General features: G+C 66.4%; 13 protein-coding genes, 1 tRNA gene and 1 other RNA gene. 7 read left to right on the top strand and 8 right to left on the bottom strand.

Annotated features, from left to right (window positions below; genetic code table 11):
- Positions 1 to 31: 31 nt before the first annotated feature.
- Both CXY81_RS00300 and CXY81_RS00305 read right to left on the bottom strand, forming a co-directional pair.
- Complete coding sequence (locus CXY81_RS00300; protein ID WP_104193621.1) at positions 32 to 349, bottom strand: hypothetical protein; 318 nt, start codon at positions 347 to 349, stop codon at positions 32 to 34.
- A 509-nt stretch (positions 350 to 858) separates the two neighbouring features.
- Positions 859 to 931: transfer RNA gene (locus tag CXY81_RS00305), tRNA-Lys, on the bottom strand.
- A gap of 123 nt (positions 932 to 1,054) precedes the next feature.
- On the opposite strand from CXY81_RS00305, the gene CXY81_RS00310 reads away from it, so the two are divergent.
- The 4 genes from CXY81_RS00310 to CXY81_RS00325 all read left to right on the top strand — a co-directional run bounded on the left by CXY81_RS00310 (position 1,055) and on the right by CXY81_RS00325 (position 4,186).
- Positions 1,055 to 1,909 (top strand): inositol monophosphatase family protein, encoded by an 855-nt coding sequence (locus tag CXY81_RS00310; protein WP_104193622.1) that lies wholly within the window; start codon positions 1,055 to 1,057, stop codon positions 1,907 to 1,909.
- A 3-nt stretch (positions 1,910 to 1,912) separates the two neighbouring features.
- Positions 1,913 to 2,464: a septum formation family protein gene (locus CXY81_RS00315; protein ID WP_104193623.1), complete on the top strand. Its 552-nt coding sequence runs from the start codon at positions 1,913 to 1,915 to the stop codon at positions 2,462 to 2,464.
- A gap of 22 nt (positions 2,465 to 2,486) precedes the next feature.
- A complete protein-coding gene (locus CXY81_RS00320; RefSeq protein ID WP_104193624.1) occupies positions 2,487 to 2,951 on the top strand; it encodes an Rrf2 family transcriptional regulator in 465 nt (154 codons plus the stop codon).
- Between the two features lie 71 nt (positions 2,952 to 3,022).
- On the top strand, positions 3,023 to 4,186 hold the full coding sequence (locus tag CXY81_RS00325; RefSeq protein WP_104193625.1) for a globin domain-containing protein: 1,164 nt from the start codon (positions 3,023 to 3,025) through the stop codon (positions 4,184 to 4,186).
- A gap of 24 nt (positions 4,187 to 4,210) precedes the next feature.
- Here the strand turns inward: CXY81_RS00325 and CXY81_RS00330 are convergent, their stop codons facing one another.
- From CXY81_RS00330 to prfB, 6 genes are all read right to left on the bottom strand, one after another.
- Positions 4,211 to 5,935, bottom strand: coding sequence for a SulP family inorganic anion transporter (locus CXY81_RS00330; protein WP_104193626.1), 1,725 nt, complete (start codon positions 5,933 to 5,935; stop codon positions 4,211 to 4,213).
- Positions 5,936 to 6,038: 103 nt separating this feature from the next.
- Positions 6,039 to 6,413, bottom strand: a transfer-messenger RNA (tmRNA) gene (gene ssrA / locus CXY81_RS00335).
- Positions 6,414 to 6,562: 149 nt separating this feature from the next.
- Positions 6,563 to 7,039: an SsrA-binding protein SmpB gene (gene smpB, locus CXY81_RS00340; protein ID WP_104193627.1), complete on the bottom strand. Its 477-nt coding sequence runs from the start codon at positions 7,037 to 7,039 to the stop codon at positions 6,563 to 6,565.
- A gap of 90 nt (positions 7,040 to 7,129) precedes the next feature.
- Entirely contained in the window at positions 7,130 to 8,044 is a 915-nt protein-coding gene (ftsX, locus tag CXY81_RS00345) for a permease-like cell division protein FtsX (protein WP_104193628.1), read from the bottom strand.
- The gene (gene ftsE, locus CXY81_RS00350) at positions 8,041 to 9,237 is read right to left on the bottom strand and encodes a cell division ATP-binding protein FtsE (RefSeq protein WP_104193629.1); all 1,197 of its coding nucleotides are present in this window, start codon (positions 9,235 to 9,237) and stop codon (positions 8,041 to 8,043) included. Before ftsE ends, ftsX begins: the two co-directional genes overlap by 4 nt.
- 80 nt (positions 9,238 to 9,317) lie before the next feature.
- Positions 9,318 to 10,427, bottom strand: a complete 1,110-nt coding sequence (prfB, locus tag CXY81_RS00355) for a peptide chain release factor 2 (RefSeq protein ID WP_104171700.1) — start codon at positions 10,425 to 10,427, stop codon at positions 9,318 to 9,320.
- Positions 10,428 to 10,737: 310 nt separating this feature from the next.
- Here prfB and CXY81_RS00360 point away from each other — a divergent pair, with 310 nt between their 5' ends.
- From CXY81_RS00360 to CXY81_RS00370, 3 genes are all read left to right on the top strand, one after another.
- Complete coding sequence (locus tag CXY81_RS00360) at positions 10,738 to 12,009, top strand: MFS transporter (RefSeq protein ID WP_104171591.1); 1,272 nt, start codon at positions 10,738 to 10,740, stop codon at positions 12,007 to 12,009.
- A gap of 67 nt (positions 12,010 to 12,076) precedes the next feature.
- A complete protein-coding gene (locus CXY81_RS00365) occupies positions 12,077 to 12,577 on the top strand; it encodes a nitroreductase family deazaflavin-dependent oxidoreductase (RefSeq protein WP_104171590.1) in 501 nt (166 codons plus the stop codon).
- Between the two features lie 2 nt (positions 12,578 to 12,579).
- Positions 12,580 to 13,236: a pentapeptide repeat-containing protein gene (locus CXY81_RS00370; protein WP_158251958.1), complete on the top strand. Its 657-nt coding sequence runs from the start codon at positions 12,580 to 12,582 to the stop codon at positions 13,234 to 13,236.
- Positions 13,237 to 13,364: the final 128 nt, after the last annotated feature.

Genomic DNA, 13,364 nt, shown 5'->3' on the forward strand with positions numbered 1-13,364 from the left:
GCCGAGCCCGGCCCGGATCGCCTCGGCCGCGTCAACCGAAAGCGTGCCGGCGGTGACGGCCCGGGCGATCGGCGCCTGCCACGGCACCTTCGCGGCGAACGCCGCGACTTCGACGGCACCGGCGTCGGGCGTCGGGCGTCGAGAGCGTCGAGAGTGCCTCTTCGACCAGCTTGTCGGCCGCCTCGGTGTCGGCCATCATCGTGCCGACCGCGACCAGCTCGTAGGCGTCACCTGTGGATGAGCCGGTCCAGTTCTGGATCAGAGCCTCCGGCGAGAGGAACCCCTGCTGCGCGGCCAGCCCCGAGTGGCCGAGTTCCGGGCGGGACCGGCGGGCGATGGTGCCGGCCATCCACGCGGCGCGGGTGTCGAGCAGTCGGCGAGCCGCTGCAATCTGCTTCTGACCGATGAGAGCGACTGCGTCCGGCAGAGCCTCATAGTCGGCGCTCGAGGAGCCCAGCAGGGCGACGGCATCGGCCGCCTGCCTGAGGTCATACGCGAGGTTNACGCGAGGTTCGTCATGTTACGAGGATGCCAAGTCGGGTACGTATAGATTTATTCATCAATTGCTGTAATAAATTCAAATCTTTGTTCTAGTACCAGAACGCGGAGGTCGCGCTGGCATGCCGATATGGTCTGGGGCCGGCGTGTCGGTCTCGCGGCGCAGGTTATGGACCGTGGCGGACGTTCTAACGTGCGCCTGCTTCCTCACCGTGCGCCGGGAGAGGGGAGGTCAGACGGGAGCCTCCAGGGATCACCTGACCGGGTCTCGACGGGCTCGAGCACCTAGGGAGGGCACCTGAGGAGGGCACAAAAAAACCCCTTCCATTCGGTGAAAACCTTATGAAAGGGGCCTCGCGGTGCACCCCCCCGGACTTGAACCGGGAACCCACTGATTAAGAGTCAGTTGCTCTGCCAATTGAGCTAGAGGTGCATGTTTCTTTACTCTCCGACCCAGGGTGACCCGAACCGACTCTAGATACTAACAGCACGATTACCTTCGGCGCCAATCGAGGTACAAACCGGAGAGTCGCGCCAAAATTACTAGTCTTGGTCTGTGACCCAGTCCCAGAAGTACTCCCTCGATGACGACCTCCAGCTCGCGACCGAGCTCGCCGATCTGGCCGACGCGATCTCGCGCGACCGGTTCACCGCGATGGACCTCGTCGTGATGACCAAACCCGACCGCACCCCGGTGACGGATGCCGACCAGGCCGTGGAGCGCGCGATCCGGACCGCCCTGGCCGAGCGGCGCCCGACCGACGGCATCCTCGGTGAGGAATTCGGCACCGAGGGCACCAGCGTGCGGCAATGGATCATCGATCCGATCGACGGCACAGCCGGTTTCCTGCGCGGCATCCCGATCTGGGGCACCCTGATCGCCCTCGCCGTCGATGGCGATCCGGTGGTGGGGATGGCGAGCTCCCCAGCCCTCGGCAAGCGTTGGTGGGCGCGCACCGGCGGCGGCGCCTGGATGACCGACGAGCGCACGCCCGGCGCCGACCCCGTGCGCCTGGCCGTGTCCGGCGTGGCCGAGCTCGCCGACGCCTCGCTCAGCTACAACAGCATCCAGCAGTGGGACCAGACCGGGCACCTCGACGAGCTGATCACACTGTCCCGCCAGGTCTGGCGCACCCGCGCCTACGGCGACATGTGGTCGTACATGCTCCTCGCCGAGGGTCTGCTCGACATCGTCGCGGAATACGACCTGCAGCCATACGATCTCGCGGCCCTGGTCCCGATCGTGCAGGAGGCCGGCGGCCGGTTCTCCTCCGCCGACGGCCGGCCCGGCCCCTGGCACGGCAGCGCTCTGGCCACCAACGGCCTGCTGCACGAGCCGGCTCTGCGGGCCCTCGGCACCGCGACCACCACCACGGATGCCCCCGCGTCCCCGAGCGCGCCGACCCGCTAACCGATGATCCCGCCGCGCACGCACCCCGGAACCCTGGCCCTGCTGATCGCGGCGGCCAGCGTCCTGACCGGCAGCCTCACCGGCTGCAGCGTGATCGGCGACATGCTGCCGACGCCGGTCCGCAGCGTGGCTGCCGTGCCGGCATCCGCTCTCGGAGAGGTCACCGCTGTGGCCGACCTTCTCGTCGGAGACTGCCTGCGTGAGGTTTCGGAGGGACTGGACGTGAACGCATCGATCGTTCCGCGGGTTTCATGCGACGAGAGCCACGAGTTCGAGGTATTCTCCCGGTTCCCGGTGCCGGGCGACGCCTTCCCCGGCGACAACGCCGTGACCGCAATGGCGGAAACCGGCTGCGGTTCCCTGTTCGAAGACTTCGTGCTGCTCGAGTACCGGGCGTCAAGTCTGGACTTCGCCTACCTCACCCCCACGGCGCAGAGCTGGGCCGACGCCGACGTCCTGACCAGCCCGAACGGCCCGGGCAGCCGCGACGTCTCGTGCCTGATCACCGACCCGGCCGGCGCCGTGACCGGCACCCTGGCCGGCGCATCGCGCTGACCCGCGGCCATACTGTTGACCCATGAGGATCAATGCCTTCTCGGATGTCTCCCTGCGAGCGCTCATGTTCCTGGCGACGCTCCCCGACGGCGAGCTTCAGACCTCGCGGGTCATCGCCGAGGCGGTAGCCACCCCGTACAGCCATGTCAGCAAGGCCGTCATGCGACTCCGCGAGCTGGGACTCGTGGAGTCACTGCGCGGCCGTACCGGCGGAGTGAGGATCAGCCCGGTCGGGCGCACGGCCACCGTGGGCTGGCTGCTGCGCCAACTTGACACCCGCGACGATGTCGCCGACTGCGAGACGCCCCACGGTGACTGTCCGCTCAGTGGCGGCTGTGGACTCCGCGGGGGGCTCCGACGAGCACGGGAGGCGTTCTACGCCGAACTCGACGACCTTGTGATCGCGGCTCTCCCCCATATCGGCTTCCCCGCTCCCGTTGTCCTCACGCTGGCACCCCCGCCGCAGCGCCGCGCCGATCGGGGGTAATGGGATACAACCAGATATTAAGCATTTGAAATGATACTTTTGGGTACGTCCCTCAATTGCTTGGAGTTTGCATGCTATCCACCCAGTCACTGCCCCTCATCAAAGCGACTCTGCCCCTGGTGGGCGAGCGCATGCCCGAGATCGCGAAGAACTTCTACGGCCGGATGCTGACCGCTCACCCCGACCTCTTCGACGGCCTCTTCAGCCGCTCCAACCAGAAAAACGGCTCGCAGCAGCAGGCCCTGGCCGGAAGTATCGCCGTCTTCGCGACCTACCTGGTGCAGAACCCCGACACCACGCCGGAGGCCATGCTCTCCCGCATCGCCCACAAGCACATCTCCCTCTCCATTGCGCCCGAGCAGTACGACATCGTCTACAAGTACCTCTTCGAGGCCATCGCCGAAGAACTCAGCGACGTCATCACGGCCGAGATCGCCGGCGCCTGGACCGAGGTCTACTGGCTGATGGCCCACGCCCTGATCAAGATGGAGAAGGGCCTTTACGCCGGTCTCGCCAGCGACAAGCCGCTCGCCCCCTGGGTCGTCGTGAAGAAGGAAGCGGCCGGCACCGACGCCGTCACATTCACCCTGGAGCCGGCCGACGACACGCCCGTGACGCCTGCCCTGCCGGGCCAGTACGTCAGCGTCACGGCCACCATGCCCGACGGCATCCGCCAGGTGCGCCAGTACTCGCTGTCGGCCGGCACGGCCACGACCCGCGTCTTCACCACCAAGCTCGACGCAGACGGCGAGGTCTCCCCCGTGCTGCACCGTGATGTGCAGGTCGGCGACACGCTCATCCTCTCCGTGCCGTGCGGCGACATCACCCTAGATCAGGGCACCGGCCCGCTGATCCTGGCCTCGGCCGGAATCGGCTGTACGCCCAGCGCATCGATCCTGCGCTCCCTGGTGGACACCGGCTCGAAGCGCGAGGTGCTCGTGCTGCATGCCGAGAGCAACCTCGAACGCTGGGCGCTGCGCGACCAGATGAGCGAAGACATCGCACTGCTGGAAGCAGCAGAGCTCGAACTCTGGCTGGAGATCCCGAGCGAGGGCCACCACGAGGGCTTCATGTCCCTTGAGAACGTGACGATCCCGACGGATGCCTCGGTGTACCTGTGCGGTCCGCTCCCGTTCATGCGCAGCCTGCGCTCACAGGCGCTGGAGTCCGGTGTGCCGGCCGACCGCATCCACTACGAGATCTTCGGCCCTGACCTCTGGCTTGCCGGCGTCTGATCCGCGCGGAATCTCAGCGCAGCCTCAGTGCTCGTCGCCCCATTCGGTGCCCTCGAGGTCGCCGCGCAATGTGCCGGTGACCTCGTCGACCGCCTCGCCCACGGTGCCCGCGAACCGCTCCGGTGGGAACCGTCGACTGAGACCGTAGTCGCGCAGGTGGTCCTTCACCGGACCCTTCATCTCGGCGAAGATCAGCGTGATCCCGCGTGAGGCGAGGAAATCGTCGAGTTCCAGAAGTTCTTCCACGGCGGTCGTGTCGATGTCTGTGATCGGCTCGGCCGCCAGGATGACCGTGTGCACGTCACTCCCTGCCTCGGTGACGACGCGACGCACGAAGTCGTCGAAAATGCCGCCGTTGGCGAAGAACAGCGGCGCGTCGAAGCGCACGATGACGATGCCGGGCAACCGCTCGCCCTCCGGATGACGGGACAGGTCGTGGTACCCGCGCAGCCCACGGATGCGCCCGAGCTCAGCCCGGTAGGGTCGCCAGGCGTGGCTCACGAATGCCCCGAGCGACAGCACGATCGCCACGCCGATGCCCTCGATCACGCCCACGACCACGACACCGAGGAACGACGCGATGGACAGCGCGGCATCCACTTTGTTCATCCGCACGAGGGCGAGGAACCCCTTCACGTCGATCAGACCGGCGGCGGCGACGACCACGACGGCAGCGATGGTCGCCGAGGGCAGGTAGTCGGTGAGTCCGGGCGCCAGCAGCATGAACACCACGATGAGTGCGGCGCCGACCACGCCCGTGAGCTGGGTTCGTGCGCCCGCGCTCTCGGCAACGGGGGTGCGCGAGGACGACGCCGAAATGGGGAAGCCGCCGAGCAGACCTCCCGCGATGTTCGAGGCGCCGATCGCCGCCATCTCCTGACTCCCATCGACACTCTCGCCGCGGCGCGCGGCGAACGTGCGCGACAGCACGGCCGTATCGGCGAAGGCGATCAGGGCGACGCCGAGGGCGGGAAGGGCGAGCGCGGCGACATCCGCCCAGATCAGACCGCCGAGCGCCGGAGCGGGCAGGCCCTGCGGCATCGCCCCGACGACGGGTATGGTGCTGTGAAGCCCGAGTACGGCAGTCAGCAGTGTCGCCAGCACGACGGCCACGAGCACGCCGGGGATCCGAGATCTGCCCCAGGACAGACCCACGATGATGAGCAGCGACCCGAGTCCGAAAAGCAACGCGGTGAGGTTGACTTCGCCCCCGGCGATACCGGCCCCGATTGCGATCACGTCGGCAATCGGCTGACCCGAGTCGATCGAGAACCCCAGCAGCGCCGGCAGTTGGGAGATGATCACCAGGAGTCCGAGGGCATTCAGGTAGCCGACCCGGATGGGCTTGGAGAGCAGGTCGGTGACGAATCCGAGGCGGAGCAGTCCGCCCAGCAGGAGGATCAGGCCGACCATGATCGCGAGTAATCCCGCCAGGGCCACCGCTCGGTCGTCGTCGCCGAGGGCAAGCGGCAGGATCACGGCCGCGATGATCGGCGCCAGGGCCGAGTCGGGGCCGAGCACCAGCACGCGAGAGGGGCCGAACAAGGCATATGCCGCCAACGGAATGATCGTGGCGTACAGGCCGGTCTCTGGCGGCAGGCCGGCCACCTCGGCGTAGCCGATGCCCACCGGGATCAGCAAGGCGGTGAGCACAAGCCCCGCCCTCAGGTCAGGGAGCAGCCAGGCGCGCCGGTAGTTGAGCGCGGTATCGATACCCGGCACCCACTTCTTCACCCACGCAGCCGCCATTGAGTTCCTCCCGGCCCATCTTCCCCCATAACCACGACGCAAAAAGGCCCGAACCCCATGAGGGGTCGGGCCTTCCGGCTCCACAACGTGTGACAGCAACCGGTGGTGGAGATGGGGGGAATTGAACCCCCGTCCACTGCTGTGGTCATATGCCTTCTACGGGTGTATCCAGTGAAATCGTTCTACTCGGCTCCGGAATTTGCCGCTGGCATCTAATCCGACGAGCCCAGCCCTCGTTTAAGTCCCCCTACACCCCGCGGCTCAGAGTAGGAGCAATCTCTCTAAATGACGTCAGGGTCCGGGTAGAGAGCATTCCCGGCCTGGCGGACTTCTTAGTGCGCTCGCTTAGGCAGCGAGGGCGAAGTCAGTGCGGTTTGATTTGGCACTTATTGTTTTGCAGAGATCGTTTACGAGATAACCCTGCATCCTCGACCCGCTTCTCATAATTGCGCAGGCAATGTCGAAACCGATCATCCCCATGTGCACTCGCTGCCACCATGGCGGCATTCAAGTGGGTCACTGTCACACGCTATTGAGTTTTCAATCTGCTGAGTGTCAATCCGCACGGCCCGATTGGATCGCTCGGATCGTGCAATCCTTTATCTTACAATACGACGAGGTGGAAGGCTAGTCGCCGAGGTTCTTTCGGGCGGAGATGGCCCGGTCGGACTCGCGCTTGTCCTGGCGCTCGCGCAGCGTCTGGCGCTTGTCGTACTCTTTCTTGCCCTTGGCGACCGCGATCTCCACCTTGGCCTTGCCGTTCTTGAAGTAGAGCCGCAGCGGGACGAGCGTGTAGCCGCCCTCTTTGGTTTTGTGGCTGATCTTGATGATCTCCTGCTTGTGCATCAGGAGTTTGCGCTTGCGCCGCGGCGGGTGGTTGGTCCACGTGCCGGCGACGTACTCCTGGATGTGCACGGCGTCCAGCCAGATCTCGCCGTTCTCGATGAAGGCGTAGCCGTCGACGAGCGAAGCCCGACCGGCCCTGAGAGACTTGACCTCGGTGCCGCTGAGCACCATTCCGGCCTCGTAGGTCTCCTCAATGAGGTAATCGTGGCGTGCCTTGCGATTGGTCGAGACGACCTTCTCGCCTATTTCCCTGGGCACGGCATACTCCTCGACTCGGTGGGTGTGTTCGGACGCGATGCCGACCAGCCCACCAGTCTAGCGCTCTGGGGGCGGGCCGAGCGGAGTAGGTCAGACCTTCAGATAGCGCGTGATGGCGAATTGCGCGGAGAAGGCCGCCAGCACCGCGCCGACCACCAACAGGATCGGAACCACCACGAGGGCGTCTTGCATGCCGACGAGGGAGAAGTTGGTCAGACGTTCGCCCAGATAGCCCTGCACGAACCAGTACACGAGACCGAGAACGGCACCTCCCGCCAGCAGCGATCCCAGCAGAGCCGCGAACACACCCTCCAGGATGAAGGGCGTTTGAATGAACCGGTTGGATGCCCCGACCAGCCTCATGATGCCCAGCTCGCGCCGCCTGGAGAACGCGGAGAGACGGATGGTGGTGGCGATCAGCAGGGCCGCCGCCACAAGCATCAGCGCGGCGATGCCGATCGCGGTGTAACTGGCAACGTTCAGCACGGAGAAGATCTGGTCCAGGTACTTTCGTTGGTCCGCGACGTTCTCCACCCCGGCGACGCCGGACAGAGCCTCTACGAGCACATCCGATTGCGAGGGATCGCCGAGGTTGACCCAGAAGGTTTCGTTCAGCTGGTCAGCGGTGACGTAGTCGACCACCGGGTTGTCGGCGAACTGCTTCTTGAAGTTCTCGAAGGCCTGGTCGTGAGTCTCGAAGTAGTACTTGTCGATGAACGGTAACAGGGTAGGGGACTCGAGCTGCGCCTTGACCGTGTCGATCTGTTCGGGCGTGGCCTCCCCGGCCGTGCACGTCTCACCCGACGAAATGGCGGTGCACATGTAGATGCCCACCTGGGCGCGGTCGTACCAGAAGTTCTTCATCTGGCCGATCTGCATCTGCATCAGGATCGCGGCGCCGACGAAGGTCAGCGAGATGAAGGTCACGAGCACCACGGAAACGACCATGGAGGCGTTGCGGCGCAGGCCGTTGGCTGCTTCGGAGAGCACGAGTCCGAGTCTCATCGGGTGGGCCCTACATTCTGTTCGCCGGTCTGGTCCGGTTTTTCGCCCGGCGCGCGCAGCCCGAGCTTCTCGGCCAGGGTCAACTGCTCCGGCACGTCGTGCTGGGTGATCGGAAGAACCGGCCGGGTCATGGCCCGGCTCAGGTCGGTCATCGAAGCGTCGGCGGCGGAATCCGCTTCTGCTTCTGCGTCCGTTTCTGCTTCTGCTTCCACTTCTGCGTCCTCGGACGATCCGTCGTCGAGGGGCGCCGGATCGGCCGGACCCTTCGCGGCTGAGAACGGGGCCGCGGCAGGCTCGGCGACCGGCGCCGGCACGGGAACCGGTGGAAAGGTGAGGGGAGGGTGCGACGCAGGCAGAACCTCGTCAGTGGGCACGGCGGCAGGGGCGGCGGCGGCGGCCGGCGCGAAAATGGATGACGGTGCCGCAGCCGCAGGTACCACACCCGACGAGCCACTGGGAACCTCTCGGGCGGAACGGCGCCCGGTGCCGGCGGTGGTGGTGGGGATGGACGCGGTGGCGTAGCCACCCTGGCGCTCGTCGCGCACGATGCGTCCGCCGACAAGTTCGATCACGCGGCGCTGCATTTGGTCGACGATGCCGGCCTCGTGGGTGGCCATGATCACGGTCGTGCCGGCGGCGTTGATACGTTCGAGCAGGGCCATGATGCCGGCGCTGGTGGTGGGGTCGAGGTTTCCGGTGGGCTCGTCGGCCAGCAGGATCTGCGGCTTGTTCACGATGGCGCGGGCGATGGCAACACGCTGCTGCTCACCACCGGAGAGTTCGTGGGGCAGGCGCAGCGCCTTTTCGGCCAGTCCGACCATCTCGAGGGTGTCGGGCACGGCTTCCTGGATGAACCCGCGCGACTTGCCGATCACCTGCAGACTGAAGGCCACGTTGTCGAAAACGCTCTTATTCGGCAGCAGGCGGAAGTCCTGGAAGACGACGCCCATGTTGCGGCGGAAATAGGGCACCTTGCGGTTGGAGATCGACCGCAAGTCCTGTCCGAGCACGTGAATGCTGCCGCTGGTGGGCCGGTCTTCCTTCAGCACAAGGCGGAGGCAAGTCGATTTCCCCGAGCCGGAAGCACCGACGAGAAAGACGAACTCTCCGCGCAGCACCTCGACGCTGATGGCGTCCAGTGCCGGTCGGTTCGTTCCCGGATACTTCTTGGTGATGGTGTCAAAACGAATCATGGCCCCTTGAGCCTAAGCAGGCATCCTGATAATTCCTACTCCGACATACCTAACCGGTGACAGACCCGCAGATCGATGCTCTAACCCTGCGGCGCCTGCTTGCGCCAACGAATGCCGGCGGCGATGAAACCGTCGAGGTCGCCGTCGAACACCTGGCTGGGATTGTTGACCTCGTAGTTGGTGCGCAGGTCCTTGACCATTTGGTACGGCGCGAGCACGTAGCTGCGCATCTGGTCGCCCCAGCTGGCCGTGATCACCCCGGCCAGCTCCTTCTTGGTGGCGGCTTCCTGCTCGCGCTGCAGCAACAGCAGCCGGGACTGCAGCACGCGCATGGCGGCGGCCCGGTTCTGGATCTGGCTCTTCTCGTTCTGGCAGCTCACCACCGTGCCCGTGGGCAGGTGGGTGATGCGCACGGCGGAGTCGGTCGTGTTCACGGACTGGCCGCCGGGGCCGCTGGAGCGGAAGACGTCGACCCGGATGTCGTTCTCGGGCACCTCGATCGACTCGGTCTGCTCGATCAGCGGCACCACCTCCACAGCGGCGAAGGAGGTCTGGCGTTTACCGGCGGAGTTGAACGGGCTCATCCGCACGAGGCGGTGCGTGCCGGCCTCGACGCTCAGCGTGCCGAAGGCGTAGGGCGCATCCACCTGGATGGTCGCGCTCTTGATGCCGGCCTCTTCGGCGTAGCCCACGTCGAGCACCTGCACGGGGTAGTTGTGCTGCTCGGCCCAGCGCAGGTACATGCGCAGCAGCATCTCGGCGAAGTCGGCCGCGTCGACGCCGCCGGCGCCGGAACGGATGGTGATGACCGCCGGACGCACGTCGAATTCGCCGTTGAGCAGCGTGTGCACCTCGAGGTCGCCGAGCACCTTCGTGATGCTCGCGAGTTCCGCGGTGGCCTCGTCAGCCGATTCCTGGTCACCCTCGGCGTTGGCGAGTTCCACCAGCACCTCAAGGTCGTCGAGGCGGGACTCGATGCTCACGATGCGGGCCAGCTCCGACTGGCGATGGCTCAGCTGGCTGGTCACCTTCTGCGCGTGGTCGGAGTCGTCCCACAGATCGGGCGCACCGGCCTGTTCATTCAGGTCGGCGATATCGGTGCGGAGTCGATCGATATCGATCACCGACCGGATGTCGTCGAACGTGGCCCGCAGTGCGGCGATCTGCTCCGAGAATTCCAGCTCAATCATGTCGGACCCCAGCCTACCGGGCCACCCGGTCACCGCATCCGCTCGTGGAGTCCGCTTTCAGCGCCGGATGCGGCTGGTCCGGACCCTGGAAATGTCCATGCTGACCATTCCGTGTGGCCGCGGTTCGTCCACGGCGGAATGCCCTGCCCGGCGTCAACCAATTCGACGGAGATTCTCGTGTGAAAGCGCTCTTTCGGCCCGCTCAGGGCTGATTCAGGCAGAATCTCCGTCGAATTCGTTCGGGTCGAAGCTGCCGCATGGGCGCGGACTCGAAACACCAGCACCCGCCCGGGGATAACATCGACAAGCCATGAGTAACGCCGACCGCCCCTTCCAGATGCGTTCCGTCGCACTCGCCGCGTTCCTGCCGACCCTCCTGTTCTCGATCGGCGAGGGCGCGATCATCCCGCTGATCCCGATCGTGGCCAACGACCTGGGTGCCACACTCGCGATCGCAGGGTTCATCGCCGCCATGATCATGGTGGGTGAACTGGCCGGGGACATCCCCAGCGGCTGGGTGGTCTCCCTCATCGGGGAGCGCAACGCCATGATCTGGGCATCCTTGCTCACGATCATCGCCGTACTGATCTGCATCGTCGCTCCCAACCCGCTCGTGCTGGGCATCGGCATCTTCCTGATCGGCCTGGCCACCGCCGTGTTCGCCCTGGCCCGCCACGCGTTCATGACCAGCTACGTGCCTCTGGCCTACCGGGCCCGGGCGCTGTCGACCCTCGGCGGCATCTTCCGCGCCGGCTGGTTCATCGGCCCGTTCATCGCCGCCGCCCTGCTCAGCCTCACCGACAGCACCGAGTCGGTGTTCTGGGTGTTCGTGGTCTGTTGCCTCGGCGCGGCCGCGATGCTGCTCCTGCTGCCCGATCCCGAGAGCACCTTCGGTGGCCCTCAACTGGTGAAGGCGCCCGACGGATCTGTCGTGCCGGCCGGGCGGGAGCTCGCGGCCGAGGAATCCCAGGGGCTGTTCCGCACCATCTGGGGCTACCGAGCGGTGCTCCTGCGCCTTGGCACGGGCGCGGGCCTGATCGGGGCGATGCGCGCCTCCCGCACGGTGCTGCTCCCGCTCTGGGCGGTCAGCATCGGCATCAGCGTCCCCGACATCGCCCTGATCATCGGCATCGCCGGCGCGGTCGACTTCGCCCTCTTCTACGTCAGTGGCCAGATCATGGACCGTTTCGGCCGCCTGTGGACCGCCATCCCGTCGATGATCGGCCTGGGTGCCGGGCACCTCATTCTCGCGTTCACACACGACTTGCCCGGCAACGTGGAGTGGTTCGTCGCCGTGGCCATGATCCTGTCGCTCGCCAACGGCATCGGCAGTGGCCTCCTGATGACGCTCGGCGCCGACCTGGCCCCGAAGAACACCAGCCCGGCACCGTTCCTGGGCGCATGGCGCTTCACCGCCGACCTGGGCGGGGCCGTCGCCCCCCTGGCCGTGGCCGGCCTGACCGCGGTCGCCACCATCTCGATCGCCAGCGTCGTGATGGGAGTGTTCGGACTGTTCGGCGCCGTGATTCTGGGCCGCTACATCCCCCGCTACGCGCCTCGCCGGCCGCGCATGCGTCCCTGACGCTGCCTCGGCCCCACCGCGCTGAACCCGGGGAATGGGAGACCGACCGAGGGCGTTTAATGGTCGTATGCCCCTCATCGGAGAATACGAGCCCGGCACCCAGCGGTGGGTGCGCGACCAGGTCGACCTGTACGAAAGCTCCGGAGGCACGGAAGGCACCACCCTGCGCGGGATGCCCGTCATCGTGCTCACCACCCTCGGGGCCAAGTCGGGCAAGCTGCGCAAGACCCCGCTGATGCGCGTGGAGCACGAGGGTGCCTACGCCGCCATCGCCTCCCTCGGCGGCAGCCCCAAGAACCCCGTCTGGTACGGCAATGTGGTGGCCCACCCTCTCATCGAGCTGCAGGATGGCCCCAGCCGTCAGGACATGCTGGCCCGCGAGGTCACCGGCACCGAACGCGCTGCGTGGTGGGAGCGGGCCGTGGCCGCGTTCCCCGACTACGCCGACTACGAAAAAAAGACCGACCGGGTCATCCCGGTGTTCGTGCTGGAAGCGGTTCCCCCCGCCGCTCCCGCTGCCATCGCTCCCGCCACTACGACTGCCGCCGCGGCTGCTCCCGTCTCCTGACGGTGGCACGCGCGAATACCCGCGGTCCCCGAATCGACCGAATCGTGTTGGCCGGCCTGACCGACTCCGACGGCAGCGACCTCCGCGCCGGTGACAGCCGGGAGGCCGAGCGCTTCAGCGCATGCGACCTGTCCGGCCGGGACCTGACCGGTATCGGCTTCCAGGAGTGCGAGCTGCGCGGAGTCTCCCTCAGCGACACGCAGCTGCGCGGGGCATCCGTCGCCGACTGCGTGGCCGGCGAGCTGCACGCGACCGTCTTCTGCGCGCCCCGCTCGATCTGGCGGGACGTCAGGGTGGAGCACTCCCGGCTCGGGGCGCTCGAGCTCTACGAGGCCACCCTGCGCTCGGTGCACATCGACGAGTCCAAGCTCGACTTCGTGAACGTGCGCGGGGCGACGCTGACCGATGTGCTGCTCTCCAACTGCATCATCGAGGAGCTCGACCTCGGCGGCGCCACCGTACAGCGCTTCGAGATGCGCGACTGCCGCGTCGGCACCCTCGACGTGACCCGTGCCACCCTCAAGGACGCCGACCTACGCTCGAGCGACTTCAGTGCCATCCACGGGCTTGAGGGGCTGCGCGGCGCCACCATCGATGACGCCCAGCTCAGCCTGCTTGCGCCCGTTTTCGCCGCACACCTCGGCATCATCGTCACCTAGCCGAGTCAGTCCCCTAGCCGTGGGCGCTGCGCAGATAGCCCGTCCCTAACGAATTCGACGGAGATTTTGGCTCTCCTGTCGTAACCGTGGGTTAATCCCGGCCGGGGAGTGCGGGTTTGTGGCCGCCG

This window comes from Cryobacterium sp. M25 (assembly GCF_002929635.1).
Lineage (GTDB): Bacteria > Actinomycetota > Actinomycetes > Actinomycetales > Microbacteriaceae > Cryobacterium > Cryobacterium sandaracinum.